Below are 18,288 nucleotides of genomic sequence, written 5' to 3' on the forward strand. Positions count from 1 at the left end.
TGGTTTTTTTGTTTCGACTTAGCTTTTTAAATTAACACCTTCCATCAGTTCATAAATCTGATTTCTTAAATCAGTGGCCGGCAATTTGATGTTTTTATCTGATTGGATATTACTTTCCATAACGATGGCATCTTTAGTGTCTTTTTTCATCGCCACTACTGCATGGAATCGATTGATATTCCCCTGAGCAAGGATATAATCGTTTCCACTGTAAACACCGCCGCTGTAAGGATGTTTATCACCATTATTTTGCCACAATGAGAAAAGTAGTTCTTTTGGTATGATACCGCCAGAAAGAACACTGGTAAAGAATTTGTTCAAGTCATAAACAGACATACTTATGTTTCCTGTACCTAATTCATTTCGGATGTCGGTTTCAGGCTCGATCAATGCTTTTGAATAATCGTCAGTTGCAGACATCTGGTAAGATACAGCATGTTGAGGCGAATTTTTTACATTGTCATAAAAATCTGTATGTTCTAGATGGAGAGGACGAATGATTTCTTTTTTTAGAAGAGTTTCATAAGGCTGATTCGTTAGTTTGATCAATATCCCTGTAAGCAATGTATAATTCAATGGTTCATAATGATACGTATCATAATCAGTAAGTTTCAAATGATGAAGGGCGAACTGAATGATTTCACTATCCGACATAGGTTTGTCTGGAGAAGCAGTTCGATGAAGACCAGAGCGCATATAAAGCATATTTTTGATTGTGATTTGCTGACTTCCAGGAATCTGAGGATAAAATTCTGCTAACTTTGTGTCAAAAGTTAACTTACCAGCTTGGATTTGTTTTAGTATCAGTAAAGCAGTCATTGCTTTTTGAATCGAACCGATTTGATAGTAAATAGAAGGTGAATTCGATTCTTTTACGCGCAGATTTGCATATCCATATCCTTTTTCTAATAGTACGCGATTATTTTTGCGTACATAAATCGAACCGATATAATCTGATTTTTGTAGTAATTGATCAATTTTGCTAGCAAGCCTCTGCTCATCGGGCGTTAAATTGGAAGTAAGTTGTGTTGGCTCCGCTTTATAAGTTTGGGACTGAGGTATTTTTGTTAATTGACCTCCTATAATGATACCTGTTGAAAAGAAGCAGACAGACAATAATAAAATTACAAGAAAAGAAATAGAAATTTTTTGTTTTTTTCGATGTTTTCCTTTTGACATGTTAATTCCTTTCTATCCATTTTTAACTATTTTTCATTGTAATCCTCAAAAAGAGTATTTGCCACTTACAATTTTGACATAATATTTGGTAAAATAATTCACGGCAGTAGAAATTTCATGTATAATAAACAGAGTTACGAAGATGATAGTAAGGAGGAGTTGTTTTGTCAGGAAACAAACAACACCCAAGTAAAGATAAAAAAGAAGCCAGTAAGGCAGCTACAGCAGATATAATCGACAAGCGGAGAAATCTGCGTAAAAAAGAAGATAAGATTGTGAGGAAGATCATTTTAGTGATTGCTCTTACATTATTAATTATTGGCGGATTTCTTGGATTTACCGTGTATCGTTATGTAGATAGCGGGTTGAAGCCTTTAGATAAATCAGATGACCAATTAGTCCAAGTGGAGATCCCGAGTGGCTCTTCTAACAAGCAGATTGGTGAGATTTTGGAGAAGGACAATATTATTAAAAGCGGGATTGTTTTCAATTATTATACAAAATTTAAAAATTTAACTGGCTTTCAAGCTGGCTATTATCAGTTAGCGCCTAATATGACTCTTGACGAGATTGGCAAACAGCTGCAAGAAGGCGGCACTTCTGAGCCAACAAAAGTTGCAGATGGGAAAATTGCCATTCCAGAAGGGTACGATATCGATCAGATTGCTGAACGGGTAGCGAAGGTAACTGGTAAAGACAAGAAAGAATTTTTAGATTTAGTGAATGATGAGACTTTCTTTAACGAGTTGCACCAAAAATTCCCAGAACTGTTGGAAAGTGCATCTAAAGCTGAGAACACAAAATACCGTTTGGAAGGTTACTTATTCCCAGCCACATATGATTATTACACGAGTACTTCGCTTAAGGATCTAGTGATTGAAATGGTGAACAAGACGAATACGGTCATGCAAAACTATTATTCAGCTATCAAGCAGAAAAATTTGACTGTACAAGAAGTTTTAACTCTAGCTTCTCTAGTTGAAAAAGAAGGCGTAAAAGAAAACGATCGTAAAAACATTGCACAAGTCTTCTTTAACCGAATCAAGGCAAATATGCCACTTCAGTCAGATATCTCTGTTTTATACGCATTAGGTGAACACAAAGAAATAGTGACGTATGAAGATACAGCTGTAGATTCACCATATAATTTGTATACCAATACCGGCTATGGGCCTGGACCTTTTGACAATCCAAGCGAAGAGGCAATCAAGGCAGTATTAGAACCAGCAGAAAATGACTATTATTATTTCGTAGCAGATACGAGCACTGGAAATGTTTATTTCGCTAAAACATATGAAGAACATATGGAATTAGTGGAAAAATATGTAAATAATTCTTAGAAAAACAGGCTCTAGACATTGATCATTTTTAGAAAAACATTTACATTTGAAGAAAAGCGTGGTAATCTTTTTTGGACTATATTCCTCAAAAGATTACCTTTTGCGGTATTTTATCGAAAAAAGGAGACGTTACACATGGTAGAGAAAGTTTATCCAATGACTCTAGAAGGTAAAGAAAAATTAGAAAAAGAATTAGAAGAACTAAAAACAGTCAAACGCGGAGAAATCATTGAACGAATCAAAATTGCCCGCGGTTTCGGAGATCTTTCCGAAAACTCTGAATATGAATCAGCGAAAGATGAACAAGCATTTGTTGAAGGAAGAATCACAACAATTGAAAATATGATTCGTTTTGCTCAAATCATCGATAACGACGGTGTAGATGCAGATGAGGTATCAATTGGTAAAACAGTTACATTCATCGAACTACCAGATGGAGAAGAAGAAGAGTACACGATTGTCGGAAGTGCTGAAGCAGATCCGTTTTCTGGCAAAATTTCCAATGATTCTCCTATTGCGCAAGCATTGATTGGCAAACGTAAAAATGATGAAGTAACTATTGCTACTCCAGGTGGCGATATGTTAGTTAAAATCGTCAAAGTAGAACAAGCGTAGTCTGACTGAAAGATCTAGAGAGTTCATCTTACTGATGATACACTCTAGATCTTTTTCTCTTTGTGTATTTCAGATTTCAACAAACGATCTTACATCTAAAGTCCTATAGCCAACAGTTAAAAAAATAGGTATGATGAAATGAGAATGTGTCAGGAGGGAGAAAGAGCGATGAATAGTTCTTGGCGTTTTTTTGTGGTAGTTGAAGCACTACTGCTGTTATTTGCTGTTTGGCAAATTGTAAACAATACTGGACTTTTGCTTTTAGTGATATTCGGTATTTTTAATATATATCTAGCTATGCGCAAACATCCTCGTACTAAATTTCAAAATTTTCAATTGATATTAGGAAGTTTGGTCATTTTTTTTAGCTTAGTCAACAGTCCTGCTTTATGGATGATGGCTGTATTTGCCGTTTTATTTATTGGACTAAAAGGTGTAGAGATTTCAGGGATAGATTTAACTAAAAATGCTTTTTGGCGAAAGAAACAGATCATGATGATCCAAACAGAGCAATTAAAAACACATAATAATGAGCGGAAAAGACAGCAATTATTCGGTAACCAACGTATTGGAAACGACGTCTATGAATGGGACGATATCAACATCGCCGTCATTTCTGGTGATACTATCATAGATTTGGGCAATACGCTTTTGCCAAAAGATGATAATATTGTGATTGTAAGAAAAGGGATAGGCAGAACACGGATCTTAGTACCTTTGGGCGTAGCCATCCGATTAGAGCATGCGACATTAGTAGGAAATGTCTTGTTTGAAGAAGAGCAATTTTCTTTGAAAAATGAACAAATCAAAATCTACAGCAGTGATTATGATGAAAACCCTCGTAGACTGAAGATTATTACTAATACCTTGATTGGAGATGTCGAGGTGATACGAATATGATGGGAAAAATATCCAGAGCGATGCTAGCTGTTTATTCGGGGATTGCGGCTTTCCTTATTATTCTATTTTCACTTTTCACTTATTTTTATGCCAGTAATCAAAGTCATTGGTGGGGAGAATTACTGCGTGCACGTTTATTATATGTTCCGCTTATCTTCCATTTGTTAGCCATTTCCTTAGGTGTAGGATTAATCGTCTTTCTATTATTATCACTTATTCAAAAGACAAAATACGGGAAAATCGAAGAAAAGCTGCGTGCACTCTCTTCTGGCAATTATGAATCCAAATTGTTGCTTCTTCCGATCCCAAGTGCATCGGACGATTTATACATCAAAGATATTGATAAGGAAATCACTAAAATAAAAGAAAAAATGATTGAAGTATCTAGTGAATTACAAATTGTAACGAGCCGTCCCCAATATGTAGATGGACAAACCAAAGAAGAAATTTTAGAATTAGAAAGACATCGATTAGCCCGTGAGCTGCATGATTCAGTTTCGCAACAATTGTTTGCAGCAATGATGATGATGTCGGCATTGACGGAGCAAGCAGAAAAAAGCGAGACACCAGAAATGTTCCGCAAGCAGTTGAAAATGGTAGCAGAGATCATCAACGCTTCCCAGTCTGAGATGCGTGCACTGCTTCTTCATCTGCGTCCAGTCAATTTAGAAGAGAAAAGTTTAAAGCAAGGTATCGAGCAGTTATTGAAGGAATTGCAAAATAAAATCCAGATTTCGCTGAAATGGGATGTAGAAGATGTAAAACTATCTAGTTCCATTGAGGATCACTTGTTCCGAATCGTTCAAGAATTGTTATCAAATACATTAAGACATGCCAAAGCCAATGAATTAGAGGTATATTTGCATAAAATAGACAATAATCTTTTATTGCGTATTATTGACGACGGAACAGGGTTTAATATGAATGAAACGAAAACGGGAAGTTATGGATTGAACAATATCAAAGAACGAGTAGCTGGTATTGGTGGAACAGTAAAAATCATTAGTTTTAAAGGGCAAGGTACAAGTGTAGAAATCAAGGTCCCTTTGATGAAGGAGGCATAGATAAGGATGATAAAAGTTTTATTAGTAGATGACCATGAAATGGTGCGCTTAGGCGTCTCTTCTTATTTATCTATTCAAGAAGACATTGAAGTAATTGGAGAAGCTGAAAATGGACGACAAGGCTATGAGAAGGCGATGACACTTCGACCGGACGTCATTTTAATGGACTTAGTCATGGAAGAAATGGATGGTATCGAATCAACAAAAGCAATCTTAAAAGATTGGCCAGAAGCTAAAATCATTATCGTAACCAGTTTTATTGATGACGAAAAAGTTTATCCTGCCATTGAAGCAGGTGCAGCAGGGTATTTGTTGAAGACTTCTACCGCACATGAAATTGCTGATGCTATAAGGGCAACGCAACGCGGCGAGCGAGTATTAGAACCAGAAGTGACAACAAAAATGATGGAAAAAATGAGTCGACGAAATGAGCCTGTATTACATGAAGAACTAACGAATCGGGAAAATGAAATTTTAATGCTGATTTCTGAAGGGAAAAGTAATCAGGAAATAGCGGACGAATTGTTCATTACACTGAAAACAGTAAAAACACATGTTTCCAATATATTGGCTAAGCTAGAAGTGGAAGACCGTACACAAGCCGCTATCTATGCATTCAAACATGGTTTGGTGAAATAATGATTTTTTGAGGGAAAGATTTAGCTAATCTACCCTCTTTTTTTACATAAAATAAAGGATTCATCCTGTTTTTAATCTCTTTTTCTGTTCACCAACTGTTCATTTTTCTTTTTTTATAGTTTAATAGTAATAGGAGAAATTTTTATCCGAAAAGCGAAAGAACATGGGAGGAAATTATGAAGAAAAAGTGGATAGGACTATTCTTAAGCCTGTTGTTATTGACAGGATCAATTGCGCCAAATGCTTATGCTGTTACTCAAAGCAGCACTTCTGATGAGCTAAAAACGGAACATACAACAGAGACTTCCACACAACCAATGAGTGAGTCGACGACCCATGAAAGTACAGACGACTCCTTGCCACAGGACTCAGCTAAGGAAGAAGATTCAGGAGAATATTCAGAAAATAATGAAATAACAGAAAAAATAGAAATCAATAAAAGTAATTTTCCTGATGATCATTTTCGAAATTGGTTGTTGGAAATGATTGATACAGATAAAGATGGTTACTTATCAAATGAATTATTGGAAGTAACACAGTTAAACTTGGAAGGGTTACAGATACAGACACTAGAGGGAGTCAATTTCTTTAAAAATTTAACGAAGATCGAAGTACAAAACAATGAGCTGAAAGAATTAGATGTACACGAATTAAAGAAATTAGCGTATTTAGATGTTTCATCTAACCAACTTTCAAAAATTGATCTTTCCCAAAATAGCGAATTAACGTATTTTAAGGGAGAAAATCAAACGGTTACAAGTATTGCAAACAAAATGGATAATAAATGGGAAATAAATGATGACACGCTGAAACCAGAGAAAGAACAAACGACTTTAGAAACAGAGAAATGGCAGTATGATGGGAGTCACTTTTATTCAAGCGAACAGACTCCATTAAGCTATATTTATGAAGTAGATTTTTCAGACGACGCAGTATTAGAAGAAGCAGCAGAAAAAACATTGACAGTAAAAGTGACGGTCGAATATATGGAACCAGAACAAAAAGAGGCTGATTCTATCGTACCTGATTCATCATCTATAGTATTGAAGAAAGGAGAAACAAAACAACTTGCGTACACGAGTGTCCCCGATGGAAGTATCATATCGGATCCGTTATGGGAATCTTCTGACCCATCAGTAATAGAAGTAGATGAGAACGGTAAAGTAACAGCAAAAGAAGCTGGGGAAGCTAAGGTAGAGTTGAAGAACGCTGAAAAAGTCCTCGGTGAATTCACGGTCATTGTAGAAGCTGAAAAAAATGAATCTCAGACAAAAGAAACAGCACAAACTTCTGACGAAACCACAGATCGTTCACCAATTTATAGACGAAGTGCGTTAGCTGCGACTCCTACGATCACCTATCAAACACATGTCAAAAATATTGGCTGGCAGGAAAATCAAACGAATGGAGCGACTGCTGGAACCACGGGAAGAAATTTATGGATTGAAGCGATTAAACTATCTACTTCTGGTACAGGTGTTACTGGAGATATCGAGTATAGTAGTCACATTAAAAATATAGGTTGGCAAGACTATGTGAAGAACGGAGAAACTTCGGGAACAACTGGAAGAGTCTTGCAAATGGAAGCAATAAAAATTCGGTTAACTGGACAGCTAGCTCAGACATATGATGTTTATTACCGTGTTCATTCAGCAAATTTTGGTTGGTTAGGATGGGCAAAAAATGGTGAAAATGCTGGTACAGCAGGATATGTATATCAAATGGAAGCAATCCAAGTGCAACTTGTCAGAAAAGAGGCTACTGGACCAGTTACAGGCAATGCTTTTATTGAAAAAGGGAAAAATAACCCAGTGATTTCCTACCAGTCTTTTGTTAAAGATCAAGGCTGGCAGGAAAATCAAACAAATGGAGCAACATCTGGAACGACTGGACAGAATTTATGGATCGAAGCAATGAGAATGCAAATTTCAGATACAACACTAACTGGGGATATTGAATACAGTGCGCATGTTAAAAATATTGGCTGGCAAAATTATGTCAAAAATAATGAGATTGCAGGGACCACGGATCGATATGCTCAAATTGAAGCGATGAGAGTAAGATTAACAGGTCAGCTGAGTCAATATTATAATGTCTATTATCGTGTCCACTCGGCGAATTTTGGCTGGTTAGGATGGGCAAGAAATGGGGAGAATGCAGGAACTGCGGGATTTGTTTATCAAGTTGAAGCTGTTGAAGTCCAATTAGTACCAAAAGGACAAGCAGCTCCGGGTACAGGAACGGCTTTTTACGATAAAAATACTTTACAAAATCCAACCATAAACTACCAAGCACATTTACGAAATATTGGCTGGCAATCTGTTCAAAGTAATGGAAACAATGCGGGGCTGACAGGGCAAAGCGCTAGGATAGAAGCTTTAAGAATCAATATAGCAAACACGCCACTTCCTGGTGCAGTGGAGTATACAAGTCATGTACAAAATATAGGTTGGCAAAATTATAGTAGAAATAACGAGATTTCGGGAACAACTGGAAGAGCTCTTCATACAGAGGCAGTTCGGATACGTTTGACTGGACAATTAAATCGTTTCTATGACATTTATTACCGAGTCCATTCAGCACGTCTTGGCTGGTTAGATTGGGCAAAAAATGATCAATATGCTGGAACATCTAGATTGAATTTGCCAATGGAAGCAATACAAGTCGTAATTGTCAAAAAAGGTGCAGCAGCCCCTGGACCAACGACGAATCCTTATCAGACATCTATTAATCATCTATTTGTGATGGGACATGGAGTCAATGATCCTGGAGCTTCTTATAATGGTGTGAATGAGCGTGATTTTACTAGAGGAGAATTGATGCCTCATTTACAAAGATGGGCTGCTCGTTTAACGAGGAATCGGATCACTTTTTATAATACAGCTGCAGATATGTATCAAGATTCTCAACGTATGCAAGGTGCATATACGATTAGCAGTTCATTTTCTTCTGTATCAGAATTTCATTTAGACAGTGGCGTCATTGGGGTTAGCACGGGCGGTCATGTAATCGCTCATCGTAATGGGAACTCATTGACTGCACAAAATTATGCAATCGCCAACGTCATACGAAATTATGTAGGTCTTTGGGGATCGGTACAAAACACAGGAGGGATCAATCTGCGAGCCGACTTACTAAACATGAATGTATTGCAATCAAGAGGGATACCTTACCGTTTAGCTGAGTTAGGCTTCATAACGAATACAAATGATGTAGCAAATATCCGAAATAATATCGACATGATCGCCAAAGGAATTGTAGAGAGTGTGACTGGCGAAAAATTATAGTGAAACAAACTATACAAGAAAGATAGTGGGGAAAGTTTGGGACTGTGACAAAAGTCGTGTCGCAGTCCCTTTTTCCGAATAAACGGTATTCAAGAGACTGCTATCGGTAATAAGGCGCGATTTTGTCGTCGCTCAAGGTTGAACGTCTCTTTTACAACCTCTTTTTCCGCAAAAGAATGCTTGCTTTTGTTTTTGTAAAGGCTTTGTTATACTGAGAAAAGAAGATACTAAAGGAGGAAAACGGTGAAACAAAATTTTGCAATTGTAGGTCTTGGACGATTTGGCGGAAGTATCTGCCGAACACTGATCGAAGCTGGTCAAGAAGTACTGGCTATTGATAGTAATGAAGATCGGGTCAATGAATATATGAATATAGCCACTCATGCTGTTGTAGCAAATGCACAAGATGAAATGACACTTCGATCATTAGGCATAAGAAATTTCGATCATGTAATTGTCGCTATTGGAGAAGATATTCAAGCGAGTATCTTAGTTACTCTGATGGTAAAGGAAATGGGCGTACCAAATATTTTAGCAAAAGCCCAAAATGAGTATCATGCCAGAGTACTTGAAAAGATCGGAGCTGATCGCGTCGTCCATCCCGAGCGAGACATGGGAATACGGATTGCGCACAATTTAGTATCAAAGAATATTTTAGATTACCTAGAGTTGTCAGATAAATATTCTTTAGCAGAAATCCGAGTATCCAATCCTAGATTTTTCAATAAAACATTATCTGAATTAAATTTCAGACAACGTTTTGACTTAACAGTAGTTGCAATTCGCAGAGTAGATCAAACGGTGATCGCTTCACCTGCAGCAGATGAATATGTTCGTGAAAACGATAATCTGCTAGTAATTGGTGAGACAGGCGATGTGGATATTTTAGACGATAAGATGAATCAATAGAAAGCAGGTTGTTAGGATGGAATTAACAGTAACGCCAAAAGCACAAAAATGGTTTGAATCAGAAATCGATCTGCCAGAAACTTACGGAATACGTTTTTTTGGAAAAGTCTACGGCAAAACAGAAGTTCATGATGGTTTTTCGATTGGGATGTCAGTGGAACAGCCTGAACATCCTGTCAAGAAAGTGGAAATAGATGGGACACTGTTTTTTATTGAGGATGCAGATGAATGGTTTTTTAAAGGATATGATTTACTTGTAGATTATGATCCAAAACTAGAAGAACCAACCTATCACTTTAAAAAACAATAGAAGCAAGAGGGTGTGACAAGTTGTCACACCCTCTTGCTTAAAATAGGCTGATTCAGCTATCAATATCCTGCAGACAATTTGACTTGATTGGTTTGAAGGTCATGAGTAGCAAGGTAGCTTTTTAGATTAGTTAAAAAAATAGACATTAATTTCTTTTGAAAATCAGGTGTCAAACCTGCAATATGGGACGTGATCAGTACATTGTCCATTTTCCAAAGAGGATGATTTTGTGGTAGAGGCTCCTCCTCAAAAACGTCTAATGCTGCAAAGGAAAGTTGCTGCTTGTTTAATGCTTGTATCAAATCTTGCGTTTTAACAGAAGCGCCACGACCGACATTGATAAATACAGCTTTTGAATCAAAGTGTTCAAATATGTGTTGATCAAAGAGTCCAGTTGTTTCCTCCGTTAGAGGTAAGATATTGACGACGAAATCTACTTCAGGAAGAACTTCCTGAAGTTGCTTTAAAGAAAAGGTTTTTTCCATTCCTTCTGCTGGATGACCGGATGTATTGATTCCATAGCAAATCATATCCAATGCTTTGACTTTCTTTGCAATCATTTTTCCAATATGGCCAGTTCCAATGATTAATATTTTTTTCCCTTGGATAGGTTGGTAATGGATTGAGGAACCTAACCATTTCATTTCACTCTGTGCCCTTTGTGCTTGGAAAAGACCGCGAGAATAACCTAGAATGATTCCTAATACGTGCTCGGTGATCGATTCACTGTGGATACCACTTCCATTTGAAAGTAAGATATGTTTTTTTGAAAATGCTTCAAGTGGGAGTTGATCAACTCCCGCTGAGATAGACTGTACCCATTTCAAGTTAGAAGAGGCTAATAGTTTTTCTTGATAGTTTGAGTTCCAACCCAAACTGATTTCTACATTTGGTAGATCTTCTGGTTGTAATTCTGTCTTGAAGACATAACCAGGCGCTATAGTATGGATTTCTTCGATAAATTCGTCACGAAATGGACGATCTGCGTAAATGATTCTTTCTGACATAGTTGATTACCCGCCTTTCTTTACTTTAAGTGTAGCGCATATAAGAAGAACTTTGAAGTGCCATGCTTTTTTAGAAATTAATATTGTATAAATAAAAAAGAGTTGTGACAAAAGATGTGTCACAACTCTTTTTCCGAATAAACGGTGTTCCAGAAGTAGCTTCTGCCACAACCTCTAAAAGAGTTTATTGAAGTTGAAATAATAAGTTGTCTGTATTTCTAACTGATCGATATTTTTGACCATCCTTTGACAGCTTGAGCAAAAATAAAGATACCTGCAAAAGCAATAAATGCACTAGTGTCAAAAGAAGGGAGAAAGATCATCAAGAGTGTTGCAATGATAGTCGGTAACGAGATTGAATAAATCAATGTCTTCAAGCAATCAAGGAAAGTAGCTTTTGTTAGTCGAAAGCGTGCATAGAGAAAAGCAGCGACATTGGCAAATAGTAAAGTGATCAGCAGATTCAAGAAACTAGGATAAATCGAAAATAGAAAGGTCAGGGCTTTTACCCAAATCGGTATAGATGCTTCACTTAAGAAGGATCGAAGCTGCTTACCTGTTAAATTTTTTAAAGATTCATTGGTGTAGGGAAGTTCTAACTGATTATTATTCAATAAAGCAGAGGTAGTGCCTGTATTGGGAAGAGCAATGATAAGTTTGTCTTTTAACATCCCGACACTAACGAAATTTCCCATCAAATCAGTAGAGATGTCTTGTTCTGTACGTTTTCCCTCTGGATCAAATGTAAAGATAATGGAGTTTGTTTGGTAAATGAAACCTTCTTTTTCTTTTGTTTGAAGCTGTCCGCTTTGGACTGTAAAATCAGGAATGCGGGTAGCAATCTTTTGTCCGTCCAATTGAATGTTATTTAAGACTTGAAAAACTTGAAAAGAGATTGGCAGAGCCATAATTACACTCAAAACCAGAAGATAGACAATAGCTTTCCAAAATGGAACGTTTCTCGCCTCCTTAAGGTCTTTGAATCGTATAAAGGAACTGATAATTAATTGTTTTGTTGTCATAAGTACTCCTCATCTAGTAGTGTCATCACTTGCAATTCTAGCGAAGTATCAAGTGAAATACAAGTGCTTTAAGGAAACATCTGAATGATTGGTGAAATATCAAAAAAATGTTATTCTTGATTTAAGATTATCCAATACAAATAAAATGGAGGAACGAATCGTGCATACACAGCCACAGAGATCATCAAAAAAGCTATTTGGGGTAGTGGTGCTGAATGCGGTGATCACTTTATCAGAATTTATTGGAGGGATTGCGTCGGGAAGTTTGTCTCTTGTTTCAGATGCTTTTCATAACCTTAGTGATACATTAGCAATCATTTTTTCTTATGGAGCACAAAAAATGGCCCAAAAAGAAGCAAATGAAAAGCATACGTATGGCTACCAGCGTTTAGAAATATTGAGTGCGTTCATCAACTCATTCATACTGATCATATTATCCTTGTTTTTAGCTGCTGAAGCATTCAAACGGTTCAATTCCCCTGAAAAGATAAATAGTCATTTGATGCTGATAGTAGCAGTTATCGGATTGCTCGCGAATTTGTTTTCGACGTTATTGTTGAGACAAGAAGCAGACGAAAGTTTGAATATAAAATCTAGTTATCTGCATTTGTTAAGCGATACACTGTCTTCGATAAGTGTGATTATCGGAGCAGTTTTGATTCGATTTTTCGGTATCTATTGGATTGATCCAGTTATTACATTGATCATTTCGATATATATATTGTTAGAAGCGATAATAGTGATTAAAAAAGCTGCGGCTATTTTGATACAAAGTGCGCCTACAATCGACTATGAAAAAATGGAGCAAGAAATCAAAGCAATCGAAGGGGTAAAAGATGTTCATCATGTCCATATTTGGCAGTATAGCGAAAAGATTATTATTTTCGACGGACATATTGATTTTGAAGATCAGCTGCTAAGCGAGATTGAAAAGGTATATCCGCGTATAACTTCTTTATTAAAATTAAAGTATGGGATTACACATGTAACGATCCAAGCAGAGACACATGTAAAAGACCAAAAAAAATTAATTTTTTTAAATAAAGATGAAAGTTACTGAAAAATAGAGTATGATAAATAAGAATTTCTAATAAGGTAGGTTGGCTCATGAAGCAGTATCGACAAATAAAAGGATATTTAGAAGCAAAGGGATATTGGGAGATACTGGTTTATCTCTTTTTTGGTGGTTTGGCTACGATTGTGAACTTTGTTAGTTTTGCCCTCGCACGCCAATATTTTGATTTAAGTATGGCTCTGTCCAATTCTATTTCATGGTTTTGTTCTGTATTGTTTGCTTTTGTGACGAACAAACTTTGGGTATTCCATTCAAAATCACCGAATTTTACACATGCACTTATTGAATGTGGTAAGTTCTTCTTTTACCGCATCCTTTCTTATGGGTTGGACATGGGAGCAATGGTGTTATTAATCAATGTCATGAACAGCAATGAATATGTAGCAAAAATTATCACTCAAATTATTGTTATCCTAGCTAATTACATTTTCAGCAAGTTGTTCATTTTCAAAGAAACTGAGGTTTTTGAAGAAGAAGTAGGCCAAGGAGAAAAAGACGACTAGGCATAACTATTGAAGAATTTCCTTCTCTTTGTTACTCTTTGTAATGTAGACATTATAAAGAAAACATTGAGGAGGAATTTTTTTATGACTTACACATTACCAGATTTACCTTATGCATATGACGCATTGGAACCTTATATTGATGAAGAAACGATGCACCTGCATCATGACAAGCATCACAATACTTACGTAACGAATTTAAATGCAGCAATCGAAAAATATCCAGAATTAGGCGAAAAAACAATAGAAGAATTATTATCTGATATGGATGCTGTTCCAACAGATATCAAAACAGCTGTACGCAACAATGGTGGTGGACATGCTAACCATTCATTTTTCTGGGAAATCATGGCACCGAATGCGGGTGGTGAACCTACTGGGGCAATAAAAGAAGCAATTAATGAAGCTTTTGGCGATTTTTCTTCTTTTAAAGAAGAATTCAAAAAAGCAGCAGCTGGACGTTTTGGTTCTGGTTGGGCTTGGCTTGTAATGGAGAATGGGAAATTAGCTATTACCTCTACTGCCAATCAAGATTCTCCTTTGATGGAAGGTAAGACACCAATTCTAGGTTTAGATGTTTGGGAACATGCTTACTATTTGAAATATAAAAATGTACGTCCAGACTACATTGCAGCATTTTGGAATGTTATTAATTGGGACGAAGTAAACAAACGTTTCGAAGCAGCAAAATAACTATTTTCTCCATCATATCAGTCTTAAAAATAATTTGGAAAATAAACGAGCGAAAGCTTGCGAGCGTTTTCTAAATTGGGTATAATGTTCTTGCAAGGTTACTTGCAAGAACTTTTTTGGAGGCTATACATTTATGGAACACGGAACAGTTAAATGGTTCAACAATGAAAAAGGATTTGGGTTTATTACAGTAGATGGCGGAGATGACGTATTTGTTCATTTCTCAGCAATTCAAGGAGACGGCTTCAAGAGCCTAGAAGAAGGCCAAGAAGTAGAATTTACGATTGTTGAAGGTGCGCGCGGTCCTCAAGCTGCTGAAGTGACTAAATTATAATAATTTGTTGGATAAAGACACGACTTCTTAGGGAGTCGTGTCTTTTTGTCTATTCAAGAAGTTTTTTGATTTCTTGACTAAGTAAATAGATTTGTTCACTAGACATTTCATAACTAATTGTCAAGCAAGGTACATCTTCTTCATAAGTAACGGTTTTTAAAGAAGTATCAGTTGTTCGGATGATCAATTCCGGCTTGAATAAAAGGTCATTAGTAAACACAACATTTAAATACATACTCAGCTGTTCTTGAAGAATTTCCATATATGCTAACTCCAAACCAATCGGAAGGTCACTCTCAAATTTGATTTTGATTTCTTTATTAAAGTAAGTAGGAGAAATGATCAACATGAACGCTTCTGCTAAATTCCAAGAATGCAACCAATCAAGTTCCTCAGATTCGTTTTTAAATTGTTCCGTCAATCGGTTGATTTCTCGGTGGAATGCCGGATAACTCATCTCGATAAAAGAGGTAATTTCATGTTTGACGATCGAAAATTGAGGAAATAGCAATCCATGCATCCCATTTGCGAGCAGTGTACTGTTCAACAGCGACTTTTTTGAATGGAGTTGGGCAGACTTAAATCGATTGGAATGAATATAAGAATAAAAACTAGTCTGCAGTTGTTTTACAGGGGTCGCAATTTTTGTATGGATACGCAAAGCAGTTTGCAGATAGTCCTCTTTCAAATAAAAAGCAGCCCGAGATTGCATCCAAAGAAACAAGAACATGCTATCTGTCAGACTGAAACGCATACGGTTATAATTCGTTGTTAACTCTTCAGCCATTTTTTCAAAGCCATTCCAAAGGTCAAGTGAAAAATCAGGTAATTCTTTTGCTGGAATAACGTGTCCTTGTTGAGAACGAAGATAAGTAACAGCTAGTATAAAGGACCATTCGATCATTTTTATCTTATTTGGTTTTTGATGGACAATGGCAAAAGAATCCTCCACTTCTGAGAATAATTGATGAAAATCTATTGAAGCAAAAGGCCATTCAACACTGCGATAGGATGGCCATAGTATCAAATAAATCAAATAACGAATTTGCATCTCACTTCCTTTGAAATACATCTCGCCTTTTTTTGTTTTGATCTGCAGTTGATATTTTTTTAGTATCTGATTGATGCGAGTAATGTGCCGCCGAAGGATGGATTCACTGATATTATTATCCTCAGAGAATTCCGCAATCGTTACTTTCGAGTCAAGGCATAAATTTTTCAATAGATGAAAAATAGGCGAGCGCTTCAAAATGGAAAGAATCAATTCTTGAAAATCCGAATTGGTACCTAAAAATAAATAATTACGCCCTTCCTTTCTGAACTGATCGCTAATGGAGAGGGTACGTACTTGTTCACAATAATTTTGTACAGAACGTTTGTCACAAGCAGTGAATTCAGCTAATTGTTCGATAGACCAAATTTTATTGGAATGATAGATGGTATCAAGAATAGTAATCTGCAAACGTGTGGTCTTTTCCAATAATGAATAAAAATCCATGAATTTTAATTCCTCCAATCAATAATTAGTACTTAAGTTATCTTGATATTAAAAAATAATGTTATTTTTATCAAAAAATGTATGAATAAAAAACAATTTATAATAAAAAAAGTTTGTTATATGAAAAGCTATACCTTTAGTTTGATAGACAAAAGGTTAATTTTCTCGTTATTTTATTTATTTGTGAATAAATTTACTTCAAAAAAGATAAAAATATTTTTTATTCTTTTATGCTTAATTTCATTATAATTCATCTCATAAAAAAAGCATAATTTTATACTAAAAATAGAAAATCGATTATTTTGTACTTTATTTTCGTGAAAACTGGATAGTTATTTAAAAAAAGATTAAAACTTAATAATAGATTTATCATTGAGATGTTGTTAAACTTCCTCTGACTTAAGTTGAAAACAAAATCTGCACAAAAAGATATCTTTTTGATTAAAAAATGATAGCTAAGGGGTGTTGTAATCTTTTCTTTTTTATAACGATCAAAAATTTGGGGATGAACGATAGAAGGGTGACAGGAGGAAAAAATGAAAAAGGATTATAAAAAAAGTATGAACCAGAAGGCACGGGCAAAAAGTAGATCGAAAAAAATCTTGCTTGCCGGTACATCCATTGCAGCTGGCGTGATGTTAGGGATCACACCAATCTCAATGGCTACGCCATTATTTACTATTGGTTCTCAACAAGTACATGCAGATGTAATCAGTGGGCAACTGTTTAACAATTTAAGTACAACGAATACTAGTGGGACTACAGCTGCTGCCCCATTTCTTCTTCAGGGGGCGAGTCGGGATGTTGATTTTGTTATATCAGCGAATAGTGGTATTGATGTTAGCGTGATTAATGGAACGCGTCGTGCTGTCTTAGCTATTCCAGAAGAAATGCAAGGATTGGTCACTCCGAATGGAACGGGTACTTTCTACACAGATATTTTGCTTCCAGGAAATAGTTTAGCACCTCTATTAAATATTGTAGATGGAGCGGTGACTACTTTGGTAGGAGCAGTAGAAGGTTTGATTAATTTGAATCCTTTAGCTACAGTGAATCTTTCGGAAGTTTATGAACAACTTGCTTTATTGAATAATTTAAGTACACTGACTTCTGCTGAAGTAGAATTGCAGCTTCAAATGCAAGGGGATGAATACATCTACGGAGAGCTAGACGGTGCCTTGGAAACCGTGATACGAGAAAATTTAAGTAATATATTGAGCGGAATCAATAATGCAGTTCAAGCAATCGAGGCAACTTCAACTGGAGGGCTTCTTGGAGATGCAGCGGCCGGAACAATCAATACTGCTTTAGCAGTTACAGTCAAGCCAGCGTTCAATCTTACGTTTAATACCGCTTTGGCATTGGTGAATGTCGGTTCTTCTTTCCTTGGTAATCTTGCTGATGCAAGTATTTTGGGTGAAACGACTGTTACTATACCGACAACGATCCAAGATCCTACTTATGCAGACTTAACAAATGCAGGTGTCGACATGACTGTTCCTTATGAAGCAGGATTTATCGGTACCATTCTTAAATCAGACATTCTATCGATCTCTATTGCTTCGAATGTTGATGGCTATTCTCCAGTGTTTTATGCAGCTGAAGAAGTCACTGCTCCTTATAACGTAGAAGTTACAGGTAATTCTACTGATGGTTATGAGGTGACTGGGATGGCAGATCCCAATGCCACAGTTCGTATTTATGATGACGAAGGAAATATGATTGCAGAGGGACAAGCAGATGAAAATGGTAATTTTGCTATTCCAGTCTCGGCAGAAGATGTTGTGCCCTTAGAACAGATCCAATTGATTGCTTATGATGAAAATGGTGTAGCAAGTGCGCCAACAGCAGCAATTATTCCAGATGATGATGAAGGAGATGCGGACGCTGATGCCGATGCTGATGCTGATGCC

General features: G+C 36.4%; 17 protein-coding genes. 13 read left to right on the forward strand and 4 right to left on the reverse strand.

Features of this window, described 5'->3' with window-relative positions; genetic code table 11:
- Nucleotides 1-18: 18 nt before the first annotated feature.
- Nucleotides 19-1,179, reverse strand: a complete 1,161-nt coding sequence (locus tag HMPREF2988_RS12595; protein ID WP_070770751.1) for a serine hydrolase domain-containing protein — start codon at nucleotides 1,177-1,179, stop codon at nucleotides 19-21.
- 164 nt (nucleotides 1,180-1,343) lie between these two features.
- Between HMPREF2988_RS12595 and mltG the strand changes: the two genes are divergently transcribed.
- From mltG to HMPREF2988_RS12635, 8 genes are all read left to right on the forward strand, one after another.
- A complete protein-coding gene (mltG, locus tag HMPREF2988_RS12600) occupies nucleotides 1,344-2,519 on the forward strand; it encodes an endolytic transglycosylase MltG (protein WP_070770752.1) in 1,176 nt (391 codons plus the stop codon).
- Nucleotides 2,520-2,654: 135 nt separating this feature from the next.
- Nucleotides 2,655-3,134: a transcription elongation factor GreA gene (gene greA / locus HMPREF2988_RS12605; RefSeq protein WP_002289156.1), complete on the forward strand. Its 480-nt coding sequence runs from the start codon at nucleotides 2,655-2,657 to the stop codon at nucleotides 3,132-3,134.
- Between the two features lie 168 nt (nucleotides 3,135-3,302).
- On the forward strand, nucleotides 3,303-4,034 hold the full coding sequence (liaF, locus tag HMPREF2988_RS12610; protein WP_002292871.1) for a cell wall-active antibiotics response protein LiaF: 732 nt from the start codon (nucleotides 3,303-3,305) through the stop codon (nucleotides 4,032-4,034).
- Nucleotides 4,031-5,098 (forward strand): two-component system sensor histidine kinase LiaS, encoded by a 1,068-nt coding sequence (gene liaS, locus HMPREF2988_RS12615; protein ID WP_002289154.1) that lies wholly within the window; start codon nucleotides 4,031-4,033, stop codon nucleotides 5,096-5,098. The genes liaF and liaS overlap by 4 nt, the downstream gene beginning before the upstream one ends.
- Nucleotides 5,099-5,104: 6 nt before the next feature.
- Nucleotides 5,105-5,737, forward strand: a complete 633-nt coding sequence (locus HMPREF2988_RS12620) for a response regulator transcription factor (protein ID WP_002289153.1) — start codon at nucleotides 5,105-5,107, stop codon at nucleotides 5,735-5,737.
- Between the two features lie 176 nt (nucleotides 5,738-5,913).
- Complete coding sequence (locus HMPREF2988_RS12625) at nucleotides 5,914-9,024, forward strand: N-acetylmuramoyl-L-alanine amidase (RefSeq protein ID WP_070770753.1); 3,111 nt, start codon at nucleotides 5,914-5,916, stop codon at nucleotides 9,022-9,024.
- 243 nt (nucleotides 9,025-9,267) lie between these two features.
- A complete protein-coding gene (locus HMPREF2988_RS12630) occupies nucleotides 9,268-9,933 on the forward strand; it encodes a potassium channel family protein (protein ID WP_002315315.1) in 666 nt (221 codons plus the stop codon).
- A gap of 16 nt (nucleotides 9,934-9,949) precedes the next feature.
- The gene (locus HMPREF2988_RS12635) at nucleotides 9,950-10,243 is read left to right on the forward strand and encodes a HesB/YadR/YfhF family protein (protein WP_002292868.1); all 294 of its coding nucleotides are present in this window, start codon (nucleotides 9,950-9,952) and stop codon (nucleotides 10,241-10,243) included.
- Nucleotides 10,244-10,302: 59 nt separating this feature from the next.
- On the opposite strand, the gene HMPREF2988_RS12640 is transcribed toward HMPREF2988_RS12635, so the two are convergent.
- Nucleotides 10,303-11,250, reverse strand: coding sequence for a phosphoglycerate dehydrogenase (locus tag HMPREF2988_RS12640; RefSeq protein ID WP_002315314.1), 948 nt, complete (start codon nucleotides 11,248-11,250; stop codon nucleotides 10,303-10,305).
- A gap of 218 nt (nucleotides 11,251-11,468) precedes the next feature.
- The gene (locus tag HMPREF2988_RS12645) at nucleotides 11,469-12,272 is read right to left on the reverse strand and encodes a DUF1189 domain-containing protein (RefSeq protein WP_070770754.1); all 804 of its coding nucleotides are present in this window, start codon (nucleotides 12,270-12,272) and stop codon (nucleotides 11,469-11,471) included.
- A 145-nt stretch (nucleotides 12,273-12,417) separates the two neighbouring features.
- On the opposite strand from HMPREF2988_RS12645, the gene HMPREF2988_RS12650 reads away from it, so the two are divergent.
- The 4 genes from HMPREF2988_RS12650 (at nucleotide 12,418) to HMPREF2988_RS12665 (ending at nucleotide 14,877) form a co-directional block, all read left to right on the forward strand.
- Nucleotides 12,418-13,332, forward strand: coding sequence for a cation diffusion facilitator family transporter (locus tag HMPREF2988_RS12650; RefSeq protein ID WP_070770771.1), 915 nt, complete (start codon nucleotides 12,418-12,420; stop codon nucleotides 13,330-13,332).
- Between the two features lie 47 nt (nucleotides 13,333-13,379).
- Nucleotides 13,380-13,850 carry a GtrA family protein gene (locus HMPREF2988_RS12655; protein WP_002310319.1) on the forward strand — a complete coding sequence of 157 codons (471 nt, stop codon included), beginning with the start codon at nucleotides 13,380-13,382 and terminating at the stop codon, nucleotides 13,848-13,850.
- 84 nt (nucleotides 13,851-13,934) lie between these two features.
- Nucleotides 13,935-14,543: a superoxide dismutase gene (locus tag HMPREF2988_RS12660; RefSeq protein ID WP_002341254.1), complete on the forward strand. Its 609-nt coding sequence runs from the start codon at nucleotides 13,935-13,937 to the stop codon at nucleotides 14,541-14,543.
- Between the two features lie 133 nt (nucleotides 14,544-14,676).
- Nucleotides 14,677-14,877, forward strand: a complete 201-nt coding sequence (locus HMPREF2988_RS12665; protein ID WP_002292860.1) for a cold-shock protein — start codon at nucleotides 14,677-14,679, stop codon at nucleotides 14,875-14,877.
- A gap of 49 nt (nucleotides 14,878-14,926) precedes the next feature.
- On the opposite strand, the gene HMPREF2988_RS12670 is transcribed toward HMPREF2988_RS12665, so the two are convergent.
- Nucleotides 14,927-16,375, reverse strand: coding sequence for an AcpB/EbpR/MafR family transcriptional regulator (locus tag HMPREF2988_RS12670; RefSeq protein ID WP_083314645.1), 1,449 nt, complete (start codon nucleotides 16,373-16,375; stop codon nucleotides 14,927-14,929).
- A gap of 536 nt (nucleotides 16,376-16,911) precedes the next feature.
- Here HMPREF2988_RS12670 and HMPREF2988_RS12675 point away from each other — a divergent pair.
- Nucleotides 16,912-18,288, forward strand: a 1,377-nt coding sequence (locus HMPREF2988_RS12675) for an adhesive domain-containing protein (protein WP_070770755.1), incomplete at its 3' end; no start/stop codon positions are given.

The sequence above is a fragment of the Enterococcus sp. HMSC061C05 genome (genome assembly GCF_001814765.1).
Lineage (GTDB): Bacteria > Bacillota > Bacilli > Lactobacillales > Enterococcaceae > Enterococcus_B > Enterococcus_B lactis.